This window comes from Desulfitobacterium hafniense DCB-2 (assembly GCF_000021925.1).
GTDB lineage: Bacteria > Bacillota > Desulfitobacteriia > Desulfitobacteriales > Desulfitobacteriaceae > Desulfitobacterium > Desulfitobacterium hafniense.
In genome coordinates, this window is record NC_011830.1 from 3,720,771 (window position 1) to 3,738,011 (window position 17,241).

The 17,241-nt window shown below is 47.6% G+C and carries 19 protein-coding genes and 1 pseudogene; 3 read left to right on the top strand and 17 right to left on the bottom strand.

Annotated elements, in window-relative coordinates:
- Nucleotides 1-2: 2 nt before the first annotated feature.
- The 11 genes and pseudogenes from DHAF_RS17400 to DHAF_RS17450 form a co-directional block, all read right to left on the bottom strand.
- Nucleotides 3-812, bottom strand: coding sequence for a TlyA family RNA methyltransferase (locus DHAF_RS17400; protein ID WP_005810950.1), 810 nt, complete (start codon nucleotides 810-812; stop codon nucleotides 3-5).
- Nucleotides 805-2,700 carry a 1-deoxy-D-xylulose-5-phosphate synthase gene (gene dxs, locus DHAF_RS17405; protein WP_005810949.1) on the bottom strand — a complete coding sequence of 632 codons (1,896 nt, stop codon included), beginning with the start codon at nucleotides 2,698-2,700 and terminating at the stop codon, nucleotides 805-807. Before dxs ends, DHAF_RS17400 begins: the two co-directional genes overlap by 8 nt.
- Nucleotides 2,678-3,283 carry a hypothetical protein gene (locus tag DHAF_RS17410; protein WP_005810947.1) on the bottom strand — a complete coding sequence of 202 codons (606 nt, stop codon included), beginning with the start codon at nucleotides 3,281-3,283 and terminating at the stop codon, nucleotides 2,678-2,680. Before DHAF_RS17410 ends, dxs begins: the two co-directional genes overlap by 23 nt.
- Before the next feature lie 23 nt (nucleotides 3,284-3,306).
- Nucleotides 3,307-3,750 carry a divergent PAP2 family protein gene (locus tag DHAF_RS17415; RefSeq protein ID WP_015944620.1) on the bottom strand — a complete coding sequence of 148 codons (444 nt, stop codon included), beginning with the start codon at nucleotides 3,748-3,750 and terminating at the stop codon, nucleotides 3,307-3,309.
- Nucleotides 3,751-3,758: 8 nt separating this feature from the next.
- Entirely contained in the window at nucleotides 3,759-4,628 is an 870-nt protein-coding gene (locus DHAF_RS17420) for a polyprenyl synthetase family protein (protein ID WP_041271985.1), read from the bottom strand.
- Nucleotides 4,629-4,632: 4 nt separating this feature from the next.
- A complete protein-coding gene (gene xseB, locus DHAF_RS17425) occupies nucleotides 4,633-4,878 on the bottom strand; it encodes an exodeoxyribonuclease VII small subunit (RefSeq protein WP_018211232.1) in 246 nt (81 codons plus the stop codon).
- A gap of 28 nt (nucleotides 4,879-4,906) precedes the next feature.
- A complete protein-coding gene (gene xseA / locus DHAF_RS17430; RefSeq protein ID WP_015944622.1) occupies nucleotides 4,907-6,118 on the bottom strand; it encodes an exodeoxyribonuclease VII large subunit in 1,212 nt (403 codons plus the stop codon).
- 84 nt (nucleotides 6,119-6,202) lie between these two features.
- Nucleotides 6,203-7,153 carry a magnesium transporter CorA family protein gene (locus DHAF_RS17435; RefSeq protein WP_005810938.1) on the bottom strand — a complete coding sequence of 317 codons (951 nt, stop codon included), beginning with the start codon at nucleotides 7,151-7,153 and terminating at the stop codon, nucleotides 6,203-6,205.
- A 431-nt stretch (nucleotides 7,154-7,584) separates the two neighbouring features.
- Entirely contained in the window at nucleotides 7,585-8,220 is a 636-nt protein-coding gene (locus tag DHAF_RS17440; RefSeq protein WP_005810935.1) for a cyclodeaminase/cyclohydrolase family protein, read from the bottom strand.
- On the bottom strand, nucleotides 8,220-9,074 hold the full coding sequence (locus tag DHAF_RS17445; protein ID WP_011460266.1) for a bifunctional 5,10-methylenetetrahydrofolate dehydrogenase/5,10-methenyltetrahydrofolate cyclohydrolase: 855 nt from the start codon (nucleotides 9,072-9,074) through the stop codon (nucleotides 8,220-8,222). Before DHAF_RS17445 ends, DHAF_RS17440 begins: the two co-directional genes overlap by 1 nt.
- A gap of 197 nt (nucleotides 9,075-9,271) precedes the next feature.
- Nucleotides 9,272-9,571, bottom strand: a pseudogene (locus DHAF_RS17450) (DUF4367 domain-containing protein); the annotation flags it as partial.
- Between the two features lie 256 nt (nucleotides 9,572-9,827).
- Between DHAF_RS17450 and DHAF_RS17455 the strand changes: the two are divergent.
- The 3 genes from DHAF_RS17455 to DHAF_RS17465 all read left to right on the top strand — a co-directional run bounded on the left by DHAF_RS17455 (nucleotide 9,828) and on the right by DHAF_RS17465 (nucleotide 12,173).
- Nucleotides 9,828-10,049 (top strand): response regulator transcription factor, encoded by a 222-nt coding sequence (locus DHAF_RS17455; protein WP_005810932.1) that lies wholly within the window; start codon nucleotides 9,828-9,830, stop codon nucleotides 10,047-10,049.
- 557 nt (nucleotides 10,050-10,606) lie between these two features.
- Nucleotides 10,607-11,689 carry a hypothetical protein gene (locus DHAF_RS17460; RefSeq protein WP_015944623.1) on the top strand — a complete coding sequence of 361 codons (1,083 nt, stop codon included), beginning with the start codon at nucleotides 10,607-10,609 and terminating at the stop codon, nucleotides 11,687-11,689.
- Between the two features lie 7 nt (nucleotides 11,690-11,696).
- The gene (locus DHAF_RS17465) at nucleotides 11,697-12,173 is read left to right on the top strand and encodes a hypothetical protein (protein WP_005810927.1); all 477 of its coding nucleotides are present in this window, start codon (nucleotides 11,697-11,699) and stop codon (nucleotides 12,171-12,173) included.
- A gap of 300 nt (nucleotides 12,174-12,473) precedes the next feature.
- Here the strand turns inward: DHAF_RS17465 and gltA are convergent, their stop codons facing one another.
- From gltA to DHAF_RS17495, 6 genes are all read right to left on the bottom strand, one after another.
- Nucleotides 12,474-13,865, bottom strand: a complete 1,392-nt coding sequence (gene gltA, locus DHAF_RS17470) for an NADPH-dependent glutamate synthase (RefSeq protein WP_005810925.1) — start codon at nucleotides 13,863-13,865, stop codon at nucleotides 12,474-12,476.
- Between the two features lie 2 nt (nucleotides 13,866-13,867).
- On the bottom strand, nucleotides 13,868-14,716 hold the full coding sequence (locus tag DHAF_RS17475; RefSeq protein WP_015944624.1) for a sulfide/dihydroorotate dehydrogenase-like FAD/NAD-binding protein: 849 nt from the start codon (nucleotides 14,714-14,716) through the stop codon (nucleotides 13,868-13,870).
- Between the two features lie 75 nt (nucleotides 14,717-14,791).
- The gene (locus DHAF_RS17480; protein WP_015944625.1) at nucleotides 14,792-15,745 is read right to left on the bottom strand and encodes a tRNA (adenosine(37)-N6)-threonylcarbamoyltransferase complex transferase subunit TsaD; all 954 of its coding nucleotides are present in this window, start codon (nucleotides 15,743-15,745) and stop codon (nucleotides 14,792-14,794) included.
- A complete protein-coding gene (gene nusB / locus DHAF_RS17485; RefSeq protein WP_011460271.1) occupies nucleotides 15,723-16,169 on the bottom strand; it encodes a transcription antitermination factor NusB in 447 nt (148 codons plus the stop codon). Before nusB ends, DHAF_RS17480 begins: the two co-directional genes overlap by 23 nt.
- 77 nt (nucleotides 16,170-16,246) lie before the next feature.
- Complete coding sequence (amaP, locus tag DHAF_RS17490; RefSeq protein ID WP_015944626.1) at nucleotides 16,247-16,771, bottom strand: alkaline shock response membrane anchor protein AmaP; 525 nt, start codon at nucleotides 16,769-16,771, stop codon at nucleotides 16,247-16,249.
- 63 nt (nucleotides 16,772-16,834) lie between these two features.
- On the bottom strand, nucleotides 16,835-17,233 hold the full coding sequence (locus DHAF_RS17495) for an Asp23/Gls24 family envelope stress response protein (RefSeq protein WP_005810919.1): 399 nt from the start codon (nucleotides 17,231-17,233) through the stop codon (nucleotides 16,835-16,837).
- Nucleotides 17,234-17,241 lie beyond the last annotated feature (8 nt).

The following is a 17,241-nucleotide window of genomic DNA, read 5'->3' on the forward strand; positions in this document are numbered from 1 at the left end:
TCTCACGACCTTCCTCCTTGAGCATCTTGTACAATCTCAGGAATCAATTCCCGCCAGGGCAAGTTATTCTCCTGTTCTCGGTTTAACCAAGCCAGATATTCAATATTTCCCTCCGGACCGCGGATCGGTGAGAAGTCCAAACCTTTAACCTTAAGCCCGTTTTTCTCCGCCTCTTCAAGGACATGAACCAGGACCTCCTGATGAACCTGAGGGTCCTTGACAACTCCCTTTTTCCCGATATGCTCCCGTCCTGCTTCAAACTGAGGTTTGATTAAAGTAATAATTTGGCCATCCTCTTTGAGTATCTTCAGCATGGCCGGAAAAATCTTCGTGACGGAGATAAAGGCCACATCAGATACCACAAAATCCACCTGTTCCGGCAAAGAATCCCCCTCAAGGTAGCGGGCATTGACCCGTTCCATGCAGACAACCCGGGAATCCGTACGCAGTTTCCAATCCAACTGTCCATAGCCTACGTCAATGGCATAGACCCGCTGGGCACCGTTTTGCAAAGCACAATCCGTAAACCCTCCGGTAGAGGCGCCAATATCGGCGACAACAGCTTCAGCGAAAGATACGGGAAATACTTTGAGGGCCTTCTCCAGCTTGAGACCGCCCCGGGAAACATAGGGTATGAGATCTCCCTTGACTTCCAGAAGGGTATCCTCCGCCAGTTCCAGGCCCGGCTTATCCAGCCGCCGCCCCTGGCTATAGACCAGCCCGGCCATAATGGTGGCCTTGGCTTTTTCCCGGCTGGGGGATAATCCTCTTTTGACCAGCAAACTATCCAGTCGCTCTTTCCCTTTAGACACTGCTTCTACCCTCAATCCGCTGTAAAACCTTTAAACGCTCCGCTGCCTTTAGTATGCCAACAACAGACAATCCATACCCTTGATGCAACAGAGAGATGGCTCCCTGATCCACATACTCGTCATAGCCTAAACGCTCCACGACCACATCGGTTAACCCCTCATCGCCCAAAACTTCCATGACGGCACTGCCCATACCGCCGGCCAGCATATGGTCCTCCACAGTGATGATACGCTTGGTCATCCGGGCATAGCGCAGAATTGACTCTCTATCCAAAGGATTAATATAACGCAAATTAATGACGGTGGCTTCCACTCCCCGGTGGCGAAGCTCAACCGCCGCAGCCAGGCAGGTATACACCATCGGGCCCACCCCGATCAGAGTAATATCCTTACCTTCTTGAAGGATCTCGGCTTTACCCACGGGAAGCTCCCTCAGCTCCTCAGTCAGCTCCACCCCTTGGCCCACAGAACGGGGATAACGCAAGGCCACCGGTCCGTCCAGCTGCAAAGAAGTATACAGCATATGGCGCAGCTCATTCTCATCCTTCGGCGCCATAAACACCAAATTCGGTATCACTCTTAAAAAAGAAATATCAAAAACTCCATGGTGGGTTGGTCCGTCATCCCCGACCACTCCGGCCCGGTCAATGGCCATGACCACATTGGCATGGGGCAGACAGACATCATGGAGAACCTGGTCGTAAGCACGTTGATAAAAGGTAGAATAAATGGACACCACAGGCTTCATGCCACCAAAAGCCAAGGCCGCGGAAAAGGTCACCGCATGCTGCTCCGCAATTCCTACATCAAAGAAACGATCAGGAAATTTCTGAGCGAAGAGATTAAGACCGGTGCCGCTGGGCATGGCCGCTGTAATCGCTGTAATCCGCGGATCCTTTTCCGCAAGTTCACACAGAGCCTCACCAAAGACTTGGGTATAGGTGGGGGGAGCCGGTTTTTTGATCACTTCCCCGGTCACCTTATTGAAAGGTCCCACCCCATGAAAGAGAGCGGGGTTTTTCTCCGAAGGCTCATAGCCTCTCCCTTTTTGAGTCAAAACATGAACAAGTACAGGCTCCTTGACCATCTTGGCCTGTTCAAAAACCTGTTCCAAAGCGATTTGATCATGACCGTTAACCGGGCCAAGATAGGTAAAACCCATTTCTTCAAATAAGAGTCCCGGCACCAGCAGATACTTTAAGCTGTCTTTGGCTTTCTCCGCTGCCTTGGCCATCTTGGAACCGATTCCCGGAATCCTTTTCAGCAGATTTTCAATTTCGTCTTTGCTGCGATCATAGCGGGGGTCCGTACGCAGCCGGTTAAGGTAAGAAGACATGGCTCCCACATTCTGGGCAATCGCCATTTCATTATCATTAAGGACCACAATCATATTGGTTTTGGTATGACCGGCATGATTCAATGCTTCAAAAGCCATTCCCCCGGTCATGGCTCCATCACCGATGACGGCAACCACTTGATTCTTCTCTTTACGAAGATCTCTTGCTTTGGCAAAGCCTACCGCCGCGGAAATAGACGTGCTGGAGTGACCTGTTTCAAAGCAATCATGAGGGCTTTCACAGCGTTTCGGGAAGCCGGACAGACCTTTATAAAGCCTTAAGCTTTTAAATTCCTTTTGCCGGCCTGTGACCAGTTTATGAACATAGCTTTGATGGCCTACATCCCAGATGATTTTATCTTTCGGGCTGTCAAAGACCCGGTGCAAGGCAAGAGTTAATTCTACGACGCCAAGATTAGGAGCCAGATGCCCTCCATTGGCGGAGACCACATCGATCATTTCAGCGCGGATTTCTTGAGCAAGCTGTTCCAGTTCAGGATAAGTCAGTCCTTTTAAATCCCGGGGCTGCTCAATTTTTGCGAGAATTCCCATGTCGCTTTCCCCCCTTCCGTTTTTTATCTGTCATTGTCCAACCTGTTAAATCTTCAATTCGGGCCGTGAGACTCCCCACCTGCCCAATAATCTCATCAGCTTTTTGAATAGCAAAGGTCTTGCCCGCAGCCTTTCCCGTTACGGTAACGGAGGCCACCAGGGCAATCAGCAGGGTATCAATCCAAATCTCATGAACCTCTAAGGCCGGATAGGTCCTGATGATCTCTAAGACTATGGAAGCGGACATCCCGCCGCTGATGGCGCCTGTCACATCGCCAACGATATCATTGGTAAAATTCGCCACCGTATCCGCATGGCGGACCAAAAAGACAGTTTGCCGGGCACCGGGAACCTTATTGGCCGCTTTGGCGTGATGTGGCTGCTCGGTAGCAGCGGTAGCAGCAGTTCCAATCACATCAAAACCAATATTAATAATAACAATGACCAGCAAAAGAATCAGGGCTAAGCCAAGATTGGTTTTCCTCATTAAAATTGTCGTTCCCAGGCTGGTGATGACCGCTAATGTAAAACTGAGCAGGAAGACAAAGGCAATATGCTTCCAGCTCTTTCGCTTATATCCCAACAGTGACCCTCCACATCATGACCTTACATCAGCACCCCAACAATAATACCGACAATCGCTCCGGCAAAGACTTCAAAGGGTGTATGGCCGATTAACTCCTTAAGGCGCTCCTGGGACAGATGAGTCATTTGCTGATAAAGTCCCTCTACCAATTGATTGATCACTTCCGCTTGTTTGCCGCCCGCCCGCCGTACTCCGGCCGCATCATACATGACAATCATGCCGAAAATCGCAGCAATGGCGAAAGTCGGTGAACTCCATCCATAGTATTTCCCAACGCCAATGGCCAGAGCACTCACGGTGGCGGAATGGGAACTGGGAAACCCTCCTGAGCTGAAGAGGAAAGCCACATCAAAGGTTCTATGTATGGAAAAATTGATGATCAGTTTCAACGTCTGAGCAATAAACCAGGCTATCATAGCAGAGATCAGTATGTGGTTATCCAGAATTTCCGATAGTACGCTCATGCTTCACCTCAATACTTCCGTTGAGCTATATAATCAGCCAATTCATGCAGGAAACCCGCCCGCTCTCCTAAAACCGCCAAGGCGGCATGAGCTTCATCGGTCTTTATCTTCAATTCCAGCTTAGCGCCTGCCAAACCCATTAAAGAGGGATAAGTGGATTTATGCTGGCGGAGATCGCTATGTACAGGCTTGCCTAAGGTCTCGCTATCGCTTTCCAGATCAAGAATATCGTCCTTAATCTGGAAAGCCAGACCGATGGCTTGAGCATAGCTGGTCAACGCTTCGATCTTCTCTTCCGTTCCTCCGGCGAGAATTGCTCCTAAACGGGCGGCAACCACCAATATCGCTCCGGTTTTCAGACGATGGACCTGCTCCAGCTCAGCAAGGTTTAACTGCTTTTCTTCAGCTTCCAAATCCAGCATCTGACCGCCGACCATTCCCTCCGGCCCCGCTGCTTGGGCAACTTCCCTGACAGCCCGCAACTGACGTTGAGAATCTACCCCACTCATGGGCTGAGCAAGCAGTTCAAAAGCATAGGTTAAAAGGGCGTCACCGGCAAGAATGGCCTGCCCTTCGCCAAAAACTTTATGATTGGCCAAACGTCCCCGTCGATAATCATCATTGTCCATGGCGGGAAGATCATCATGGATCAATGAATAGGTATGTATCAGCTCCAAAGCACAGACCGCCGGAAGGATGTCTTCACAGTCCCCTCCCACAGCATGGGCCGCGGCCAGAGCCAGAACAGGGCGGATGCGTTTACCCCCTGCGGAAAGAGAATAGTTCATGCTTTCAGCAAGGGTGCCGGTTGGCCAAGGAAATTGTGCCAAATACGAATCCACTAAGCGAGCATAATCTTCTAATTCCTTTTGAAACATCAAATCATCCTTCCACAGGAAAATCGGCCGGGCGTACTTCCAACTCCCCATTGGGATTCTCCAGGAGAATCTGCATTTGCTTTTCAGCATAATCAAGCTGGTTATTGCATTTCTGAACAAGCTCAATTCCCTGGCGAAAGAGATTCAGTGCCTGCTCAAGAGGGACCTCTTTTTGCTCAAGCTCACGGACAATACGCTCTAAATGCTCGATCCCTTCTTCGAAGGATAACTCTTTATTCACTGCTTCCATCATATTTCCCCTTTAAGAATTTGCTGTATTAATCTGAGTCAACACTCTTGGCCAATACGGCACAGGTCAGGACCCCCTGCTGCAGCCGCACTTGCACCTGCTGACCAACATTGATATCATCGCTTTTGCGCAGAACATTCCCTTTGGGACCATAGGTGAGGGAGTAGCCCCTCCCCAAAATTGCTAAAGGACTTAATAAATCCAGCTTTGCAGTCAATAGCTTTAGTATACCATTTTTATCAGAAACAAATCTAGTCATGCCCTGCTCCACACGTTCACTGAGGGAATCCAGGCGCTGGCGGTTCTGATCGATACGCCAAAAGGGATTGGAAAGAGGTCCTATGGTTTTTAGGCTGTCCAACCGCTGCCTTTTCCGCTGCAGCTGTGAGCTCATGGTGCTGTGCAGCCGGGCCTCCAGCTGCTCAAGGTCGGATTTCAGTTCCCGCCAGACAGGGACAGCCAGTTCAGCCGCCGCAGAAGGTGTGGGGGCCCGCAGATCCGCCACCATATCCGCAATAGTCACATCGGTTTCATGGCCTACTGCAGAAATCACCGGAATTCCGGAGGCGGCGATGGCCCGGGCCACTTCCTCGGTATTGAAGGCCCACAGCTCTTCCAGAGAGCCGCCGCCGCGGCCGACGATGATCACATCCACTTGGGAGTGCCGGTTCAACCGGGCAATGGCCTGAGCCACCTCCTTGGGAGCAAGTTCTCCTTGAACGGCGGCCGGTGCCAGAATCCAGGAAATTTGCGGATTACGGCGAAACATGACCTTCAGGATATCTTTAATGGCAGCCCCTGTGGGACTGGTAACAATGCCAATGCGACGAGGATAACGGGGGATGGCTTTTTTGCGCTCCGGTGCAAATAAACCTTCCTGGCCCAAGCGTTCCTTAAGCTGTTCGAAGGCCAAATAAAGAGCACCTACGCCGCTGGGCTGCATCTCCTCAGCATAAAGCTGAATCGTGCCATCCCGTTCATAGATGCGGATACTTCCCCGCACCAGCACTTTCATCCCATCCTGGGGGGTGAAACGAACCCGTTCCGCACGGCTGCGGAACATGACCCCCTTCATGCTGGACTGCTCATCCTTTAAGGTAAAATACCAATGTCCCGAGGGACGGTGGTTTTTGTAATTGGAAATCTCCCCGCTGACCCAGCAATTTACAAAATCCGGGTTATCATTGAGGGTCTGACCGATTTCTCGTGTTAATTCGGCAACGGTCCAAATCTTAGGCACATTTTTCACCTCTTACTCATAATACAAAGATGCCCGCGACTTTTCAAGATGGAGGAAAAGCAAAAAGGGAGGTCTCCCCCCCTATCAGAACATTTTCTTTTTCCACAAGGTCAAGGCACTGATGCCGGCAATACTAAAGGCAATCACGGTAACCAAGCCAAAACCGTAAGGGTTATCGCCAAAAGGAACAGGAACATTCATTCCCCAAAAACTGGCCAACATGGTCGGTACCGCCATGGTAATGGTTATGGAAGTCAACAGCTTGATGACCATATTCTGATTGTTGGAGATGATCGACGCAAAAGCATCGGAGAAACCAACAATAATATGACTGTACATCTCAACCATTTGGATCGCCTGATTGTTTTCAATGATGACATCTTCCAGCAAATCCTCGTCTTCTTCATACATCTTAATCAAGTGCTGGCTTTGACTATTGGACCGCAAACGCATCAGACGGTCCATGACCACTCCATTGGAGCGCAGCGAGACCGTGAAATAGGTCAAGCCTTTTTGCAGATCCATCAATTGAAAAATTTCCTGGTTTTTCATGGAGGTGCGCAGGTCCATCTCGATTCGATCCGTGTACTTGTTAATCTGGCGCAGATACTTAAGATAATAAGAAGCCGATTTATAAAGAATCTGGAATAAAAAGCGGGTCCGCTTTGCCGTGTTGAAATTCCGGTAGGTACCGGCATTAAACTCCGAAAATACCGGATTATCTTCCAGGCAGACCGTGATAATGTGGTCTTCTGAGATAATCATCCCCAAAGGCAGCGTATCGTAATTCGTCTCATTAATCATCAAGGGAATATTGGTAATCACCAGCATACAATGGTCTTCCAGCTCAATACGCGATCGTTCTTCTTCGTCCAGGGCCGCTTTAAGAAAATCCATGGGCACTTCCGTAGCCTCCGCTACGGCATTGAGCTCCCATGCAGTGGGATTCACAAGTTGAATCCAGGCTCCCTTAACCAGATTGTCCAAGGATAGTTCCTGATAATTGCCTGCATCATTTTTACAAATTTTGATCATCCGGTCTCCCCCTTCAGGTGGCCGGTTGAATCACAAATCCTGCTTTAAAACCGGACACACCCCTATTTTTGGATAAAATATTCAATTTCCTTCGACTAGGGCCTCCAGCGTCCAGTTTAATCACCATCCCGTCATTTTAAGCTCCATTAGAACTATACTCCTTGAGTTAATATGTGTCAATAAGCTGCGCTCTTATAAAAATGCATCATGTTACATATTTTTTATTTCCGAAGGCCAAAGACTATTATTATTATGGCCCAAAGAAAAACTCAACCATACTTAAAATGGGAGCGTCACCGGCTGCTTTAAATAAAACAGTTTTGTGACACTCCCATGCTTAAACAACTATACTCTCTCTGCAGCTCCGTTTATAAAGCCCCTTCTTTAAGCCCATAACTTCTGTGAAAAAGCTTAAAGGCAGGCATCAAAAACTACAGTCTGCTTTGCACCACGGCTACGGTCTCATTCTTAAGCTTTTCGGCTTGAGCAAAGAGGCGTTCCCGTTCCGCTTTAACCTTCTCCTGATAATCACTGTCTTTGACCTGGGGCAGATTAATGTCCACACTGAACATAGCTGCTTTGAGGGCGCTTTCAGCCAGATAGGCGGCCACACCCACATCGCTGATGGCTCCTTTATTGCCGATGGGGGCCAGCTCCTGGGCCAGCTCCAGAACTGCATAGCAGTTTTGAGCAATGGCCAAAGGGGTATCCGTAGCTGAAACCAGAACTTCCTGCATTTTGGCCGAGCGCGCTTGTTTTTGCTCCTCTGTATCCTTAGGAAGCTTCAAGACAGCCATGAAATTAGAGAATTCCTCAATATCCTGGGTCAGGCCATTTTTCAGATCATGGAGGAGCTTCTCACCTTTGGCCAGGATGACTTGGACTTGAGGCTCTACATCCTTATATTTTTCCTTACCCACAGTCAGATTGGCCACCATGCACACCATGGAAGCGCCTAAAGCGCCCACATAAGCGGACACGCTGCCGCCGCCGGGAGTGGGTGCGGCACTGGCGGACTGGGCCAGGAATTCCGCAGTTGTCCATTGCCAGATTGTGTTCTCAGCCATTATTGACCCTCCTTGCGCTGCAGAGTGATTCCCTTCAGAACATTTTTCATGATCAAGGCGGTGGTTAATGAGCCTACGCCCCCCGGCACCGGTGAAATAAGGGAAGCGACTTCTTTAACTTCCTCAAAATCAACGTCCCCGCAGATTCCGCCCGGGATCTCATTGATACCGGCATCGACGACGATGGCACCTGGTTTCACCATATCTTTCTTAACAAGTTTTGCTTTACCTACAGCGGCCACGATAATATCCGCCTGACGGGTAAAAGCTCCCAGATCCGGAGTACGGGAATGGCAGATGGTCACGGTGGCATTATGTTTTAGGATCAGGAAAACCAAAGGCTTGCCGACTGTCTCTCCCCGTCCCACGATGACCACATGCTTGCCGGCGATTTCAACTCCCGAACGGAGCATAATTTCGATACAGCTTTCCGGAGTTGCCGGGAACAGACCTTCTTCCCCACTGAGAATATAGCCACGATTAATGGGATGAACTCCGTCCACATCCTTATCAGGGCGCACGGCTGCCATGACACGCTCTTTGGAAATATGTTTCGGCAAGGGCAGCTCGATCATAATCCCATGAACATCCGGATTGGCATTGAGGGAATCAATCAGGGCCAGAATGGACTCTTCTGAACTGTCGGCGGGCAATACGGTGAGTTCAAAGTCAATGCCTAAGCTGTCACTCACTTTTTGCTTGGATTTCGCATAGACCACCGAAGCCGGGTCGTCTCCCACGAGAACCACCGCCAGCTTAGGATTAACCCCCTGTTCCTTCCACCTCTTTACTTCTTCCTTGATCTCTTCTTTTAAGACTTTGGAAATCTCTTTTCCGTCCAGCAATTGAGCCAATGAAATCCCACTCCTCTCTTTCTTATCCATAAACTATATCAGTTCGTCCTTTACTATTCTCCATTCCGGCCGGAATTCCCTTTCCTTGGGAACAATTTATGAGGTATTTTTGTAAACTTTTCGATTATTCCATCATTAATCACCAAGTTATAGTCAGCTCGTTTTATTATTCACTCCGTGGAGGATCTTTTATTATTTTACTTGATACTCTCGGCCATCTTGATCAACTCTGCCCGTTCTGTTTCTCCGATCAGGGAAAACAGAGTATCATCTTCCCAGACAATGCTGACCAGCCCCTGCTTTTCGGCTAAAATTGCCTCCTTATCGTGAATCATAATATTCTGCACCGCAGCACCTTCAGTATCTATTCTCACATCAGTATTGCTGTTCGAGTATCGGGTGAAGCGGATAGTTTGACCCTGATCGTTGGCATAATGAATGGCTTCCAGATGGTCTCGTTTTTCTGTTTTGTCCACTTTAAATCCTTGGGGAATATAGCTTGGGGCATACCCCTAATCTGTGCTACCAAAACATATTAATAGTTAGCTTTTAAATTTCAATGTGGTATAGAAAAAAGTAAGCTACGCAGGCAAGCTCATCCCGGCATCCCAATGTAAGAAATTCATTGGTCTATATCAAGTATTTGTTGCAAAAAGCGTTCTTGGTTGTCTTTATTTGCAAAGAAAGATCGATGGAGGGATAGGTATTTTATAAAGCAGCGCTGCTTTAATTTAAGTCAGGAGGGAGGAGGACATGAATTTTCCAGCTGATCAGAACCGGGATATCCAAAGCTTAACCTATAGAGAAAAGGATGTATTACGATTAAGGGTAAAAGGGTATAGCAGTAAAAAGATCGCGGATTCTTTAACTATTGAAATAACTACAGTAAGGACTCATCTCAAGCATATTCACCGCAAGCTGGGAGTTTCAAGCCAAGTTGAGTTGATTCAATTCGTGCATAAAATGTATATTTAAATAGAAAACACTCGAAAATATCCTCCATGCGGGGGATAGACCCGTATTATAAAACGGTGCAAAATATACATAAGGAAAGCATAAGTATGTGGCTTAAAGTCAAAGAAGGGCAAGGAAAAGGAGGTGAATGTCATAAGAAAGAAAACCGTAGCGCTTACTCTGTCTCTTTTTCATTCTTTGTCTGACCCCTATGCAGATGTTTGCTCAGGGCACAAATCAGGCAACTGAATCGGACGTAAGGCCCAATGTGAGTTAACATCACCGAATTCACCAATTCTTTTGACATTTCCGGTAGTGGCTTAGTTCAATTTAATGCCAGTCTTTATGCCCGCAGCAACATCGATAAAGTCGCATTGATGCCAGCACCAACAGCACAATAATGAAAGTTGGCAAACGATCAAAAGCTGGACGAGTACTTCCAACCGCAATAGCGGTTATCTGACTCAAAAAAGATATGTCGTGAGCGGGTATTATTATCGGCTGGTTTCCACAGGAACAGTCTATCAGAATGATGCCTTGTAGAACAACTCTATTTTAGGTTTTAGGAGGTAAAAAGTATGAAAAAAAACATAGTGGCATGTATTCTTGTTATTGCGATGTTATTAAGTGTCGGAACTACCGCAGTATTTGCAGAAAACACTGCTCAAAGTTTAGTCGAAGATATAAATATTGATAGAAAAGACATCTCTTCCTCGCAAGATCCTTTTGAATTTCCGATTACGCCGAATTCAAAAGAATGGGGAAATTACTCATCTGTACAATTGAAAGAAATGCTTAATATCCCATTAAGCACTGCAGAAAAAATGGATACAGCCGCATTGCTGAAAATGGTACTTGAGTACCCCTTTATGATTGACATTTATGCCTATGACACTATAGAACAAGGTTTTAAGGGGCTTTCCTTGGAGTTTAATGGCGCAGCCGTTCTTTTGCAAAGATCGGACTTAGCAAAAAACCTTTTGACTCATTACAAGAATTCTACAGAAAAAATGCTGGCCGTTGAAACAAAAAGCCATATTAGTGATAAAGAAATTATACAAAAAATGTTTATGGAGTCTCTGTTGCTCTATCCGAAAGTATCGGATAAGCTAAGTGAGGATGAAAAACATATCATAGTGACACTTTCACAACAAGTAGCTGATAAATTTCAGATATCTCCCCTTGTAGTGGGAGAAACATCGGTGACAGCGGCAGCACCAGGGGATGTCTTAGGTTACGGCTATGTTTACACTCCAGCGCCTCCTGTTACAGTTCTAGTCTTAAAACTACAAGATTTTGATGCAGAGCAAAAAAAAGTGATAAATAACGACTATGATACAAGATATCCTGCGGCTACAAGATTGTCTTCCGCTACTTATAACTACAACTGCCATTCATATGCATGGTATTTAGCTTCGAGCTCCAACCCGTGGTGGATGAATGATCCATCTGCATATATGTCTGAATCTCGTTATACACAAGTTACAAACCCCATAGTCGGCGACAAAGTATACTGGATTGGGACTCATTCTGGACTTGTAACATCTGTAAGCGGTTCCAATATAACAGTTACCTCCAAATGGGGGGCTGCCGGCTTATATCGTCACCCCATTAATGATTGCCCATACCCCATTGTAATTCAAAAAACCTTTTGGAGATAAGTGAGCAGTGGCTAAAATAATAGTGCACAGGGTTTTACGTGGCATTCTTTTCGCTTTTGTGTTTATATCCATCATGACGGCAATATCAGCATGTGGTAATCCCGATTCATTGAATGTGATTCAAAAAAAGGAAGATGAGATTTCCTTGGAAATTAATAATACAAAAAGGATCAGCATCTATGATATAGTCAGCAGTGATAGCAATAATAATACCCATTTTACGGATCCGGCAATCATAAAGCAGATTGAGGATTTATTTAACAAAACGTCTTTTCTAAAATGCGAAGATAACAGCATACAAGGCTACTCCCTTTTTATTACCTTTTCCAACGACACGTTTTCCAGTGACAGTAATTCACTTCACTTTTTTGTTTACGCAAATGACATTGTCGATATTGATGGGATAAAATACAAATCGAGGGATAGTATTTTTGATGCAATCAATGATTTCTATCTTCAAAAAAAAATCTCTCCTCCAAGATAATTATGGACCTCAAAACCGTACCACCCACATTCCCCGGAGCAGCTATCGTTCCAATTACGGTCAGGACCGCTATAAATCTATGTGTCCTTTATGTAACTCTTTCCGAAATTAAACCTAGGATGCAAGCATAAGCGCAGATAACTGGGATTATATTCTCATTAAAGAAAGCGAAGAATCTCCCTGGGTTATCCATAATTGGGGAATTTGAAACAAAGCAAGCCTCCGGAGAGCTTCTCCAACAGGCTTGCTTTATTTCTGGCCTACTATATTATCCGAATTACCTGAACCTTACCGCAGTAATTAACCCTTATTCTTAAGATAAGCGTTAATTCCCGCGGCGGCTTTCTTGCCGGCTCCCATAGCCAGAATAACCGTAGCGGCACCGGTCACAATATCGCCCCCGGCGAACACTCCGGGAATGGAGGTCTCCAGGGTTTCTTCATTAACGACGATATTGCCCCATTTGTTCAGCTCCAAGCCTTCCGTGGATTGGGTGACCAAAGGATTGGGACCTTGCCCAATGGCGACAACCACCGTATCCACTTCAATCTCAAACTCCGAGCCGGGGATGGGCACAGGTTTACGGCGTCCGGAGGCATCCGGTTCTCCCAACTCATAGCGGAGACAGGTCAGGGACTTGACCGCACCCTTTTCATCCCCTTGGATGGCTACCGGGTTGGTCAAGAGCTGGAAGTTAACCCCTTCTTCCTCGGCGTGCTCAAGCTCTTCATGACGGGCAGGCATTTCCGCCCGGGAACGACGATAGACAATGCTGACTTCTTCCGCGCCCAAACGCAGGGCAGTACGGGCAGCATCCATAGCCACGTTGCCGGCCCCAAAGACAGCGACTTTTTTGCCTATTTTAACCGGGGTCTTATACTCAGGGAAGCGATATCCCTTCATAAGATTAGTACGGGTTAAGAACTCATTGGCGGAATAGACGCCATTTAAATTTTCACCGGGAATTCCCAGGAAATTAGGCAATCCAGCCCCTGTGCCGATGAACACCGCATCATAGCCGTTTTGCATAAGCTCATGAACGGAGGTCACTTTGCCCACCACTTGGTTAACCAGAATCTCCACACCCATCGGTTCCAAATTGCAAATCTCATTTTGGACAATATCTTTGGGCAGACGGAACTCAGGAATACCATACATCAGCACGCCGCCGGCCACATGGAGAGCTTCAAAGATCGTCACTTTGTGCCCAGCCTTAGCCAAATCACCGGCACAGGCTAATCCTGCCGGACCGGCACCGATGATCGCCACCTTTTTACCGCTGGGTGGAGCCACTTCGGGAATCTTACATCCTTTGCTGATTTCGTAATCAGCCACAAAGCGCTCCAAACGGCCAATGGCCACCGATTCACCTTTGATGCCTAAGATACATTTAGCCTCACATTGGGACTCCTGGGGACAAACCCGGCCGCACACTGCAGGCAAAGAACTGCTCTGCTTGATAACCGCTGCGGCTCCTTCAAAATCTTCTTCCGTGATTTTTTGAATGAACTCAGGAATGGAAATATTCACCGGGCAGCCTTCAACACATTTCGGTTTTTTGCATTGGAGACAACGTTGAGCCTCTTCGATAGCCGTTTCCGAAGCATATCCCAAGGCAACTTCATTGAAATTGTGAGCACGCTCTTTAGGGTCCTGGCAGGGCATCTCATGACGGGGTACTTTTAAGGCCATGATTATTGCGCCCCCTTTCCGCAGTCACAGTCTTTGGAGACTTTGGCGCGTTCTTCTTCATCTTTATAAAAAGCCAGCCGTTTCATAGCCAGATCAAAATCCACCAGATGGCCGTCAAACTCAGGGCCATCCACACAGGCGAATTTGGTCTCATCTCCTACACTGAGACGGCAGGCGCCACACATCCCTGTCCCATCGACCATGATGGGGTTCATGCTGACGATGGTTTTGATCCCTAAGGGACGGGTAAAATTGGCTACAGAGCGCATCATGACCACCGGTCCGATGGCCCAAATGGCATCAATCTTCGTGCCCTGAGCGATAATCTGCTCCAGGCCATTGGTGACAAAACCCTTAACCCCTTTGCTGCCATCATCGGTGGCAATCACCAGTTCATCACTAATAGCCGCCATCTCTTCTTCAAGAATAAGGATATCGGCGCTGCGGGCGCCAATTACGGAAATAAGCTTATTGCCGGCTTCTTTTAAAGCCCGGGCAATGGGGTATACCGGTGCCACGCCAAGTCCGCCGCCGATACAAACCACCGTGCCCAGATTTTCAATTTCGGAAGGGACTCCCAAGGGACCTACAAAATCAAGGAAATGGCTTCCTTCCTCCATGGAGTTAATCATTGCTGAGGAATAGCCTACATCCTGAATGACAATAGTGATAGTGCCCTTTTCCCGATCAAAGTCCATGACTGTAAGCGGGATACGTTCAGATTGTTCATCCATACGCACAATGACAAATTGGCCTGGTTCAACTTTTGCTGCGACGGCCGGAGCTTCAACTTCCAGCAAAACAATGCAAGGAGCTGAAGCAAGCTGCCTTCTTTTCACTACCCGATACACGTACACTCCTCCTTAATTTCATGCAAAAAAATAATAACTTTCTAACTATTCGATATGGTCTGTCATATCTCCTGCCTAAATTATACATCCCCTGACTTTTTCAAGGGCAAGCAGGGCTACACCAATCGCGTTATCCCGGCTCCAATCAGGCTCCGCCCAGTGGAGATTAGCATGTCGGGCCAGTCTCTTTTTCAGCTCTTGGCGGATAAATTGATTGGAAGCTACACCACCCACAATGAGAATCTCCGACAGTGTGGTCTTTTCCATTCCTGCCTGCAATAATTTCCCTAAGGTTCGCACAATACACCCTTCCACGGCACGAGCCACGTCGGCGGGATTCTTACCTTGATCGATCAATCTTTGGGCAGCGGTCTCCACTCCGGAAAAGCTCACTTCAAAGCCCCTGACAGCGGAAGGAAGCCATGCCGCTGCCCCGGGATCAGCCTGACGGGCCAGCTCCTCCAAGCTTTTACCCGCAGGGAAGGGCAGTCCTAAGCGGACTCCTACCCGATCCACGAATTGACCGGCATGAAGATCCGTTGTCCCACCTAAAAGCTGTATATCAAGTTTCCCGGGCTGTGTATGATGGACTTCCAGAAGCTCCGTGGTTCCTCCTGAAATATGAATGGCCAGGAAATGTGGCTCTTTCAGCTTGCTGGAGGCTATTCCTGCCGCTAAGTGTCCTTCCTGATGACTGGTTTCAACCAGAGGGATGCACCGAGCGGAAGCCATGGCCGCTGCCACACCATATCCGGGAAGAAAAACCGGCATATAGGACTCTTGGATAGGACGGGGCGCGGTGCTTACTCCCAAAGCGCTGACTTTCTCCCAATATTGAGGAGGCACTGCGGTCACCAGTTGAGGCAAATTCTGAACATGCTGAAAAAGGGCTGCCGATTGAGCAAGCCCTCTCTCCCCTTCCGGAACAGTCAAGATCTTCCTGTTTTCATAGACCAGTTCAGCCTGCTCATCCACAATCGCCAATGAAGTGGTATATGCACTTGTATCAATCCCGAGATAGAGTGTCATTCCCTTTTTCATCCTTTTTGTTGACGCTTTCCACGACTTTATCCAATATACCATTGATAAATTTGCCGGATTCTTCACTGCCATAGCGTTTGGCGATTTCTATGGCTTCATTAATGGTCACCCGGCCGGGAATATCTTTCCGAAAGAGGATTTCATAACTGGCAAGGCGTAAAAGATTCCGATCCACATTAGCCATCCGTGCTAATGACCAGCCTTCGGATAATTTCTCCAGATTCTCATCGATCACTTCTTTGTGAGTCAATGTTCCTTCCGCCAGTTCCTCTGCAAAAGGAATACTTCCTTCCGGAACAGCAAATTCATCCGCCCATTTGTGAATTGCGGACTTCAGGTCCTGGCTTTCCCCAGTCATCTCCAGCTGGAATAAAACTTGCAATGCGGTTTCCCGAGCTAATCTGCGGCTCATAGGTTCCTCCTAGAATTATTTGTTATGATTATGTCGCCAAGAACTCTGATTCTATGTATTATTTTCTGCTTTCCCACTTACCTGACTCGCGGCGGACGATTGGATTGAACGGGATCCAGCCGGCGTGCCAATACTTTCACCTCGGCAACTTTAATGCCTGTAAAGCGTTCTACATCCTCTTTAATTTGAGTTTGCAGCTGCTCCGACACCTCCGGAATCACCGTTTCAAAATTAAACTGACAATCCAGCAGAATCTCCAAGCCATCCTCCCGCTGCTTAATCAAGGGTTTAACCAGGCGCACCTCGTTTTTACTCTGAGCACTGCGTACAATAAGATCCCCAATAGCATCAATGGTAACCCGCACTTCACCTAACTGGGAAACTGTCCGAAAAGTGTGATCTATGCTTTTGCGCGGCTTTAAGAAGGGTAATATCCCCAGGATCATGATCAAGATGGCTATGACTAAGCTTTCCCAAGTATTCGTCCTTAACCAATCCAATCCAGCCAGTAAAAGTTCATAAGGGAGTTCCCACCCCGTACTTATGGCTAGAATACATCCCCCTATCACTACCAATAAGGCACCAACACTATACCCTAACAAACCGGTCACCACCTTATATTTGTTTACCCCCCCTGGTCCACCAGGGGGGGTAAATCCGTTCGCTTATTTTAACCGAGCAAGCTCTTCATCTTTAATCTCAGGAACTGGACGAAAATTAACCCCCTGGACATGAACGTTGGTTTCGACGACCAGAAGGCCCGTCATACTTTCAATAGCCTCTTTCACGGCTTCTTGAACCTTTAACGACACCTCAGGTATCGACACACCGTATTCCACAACGAGATAAAGATTCACAGCAGCTTCCTGTTCCCCAACTTCAACCTTAACCCCCTTGGAGAGGTTCTTGCCACGACCAAGCATCTGGGCAATATCTCCCACCAGGCCGCCGCTCATACCGGCTACACCTTCCACTTGGGAAGCGGCCAGGCCGGCAATGATTTCTACGACTTCATCAGCAATCTTTATCGTTCCCAGTGCATTTTCTATGTCTGGTTTTTCCATAGTTTCAC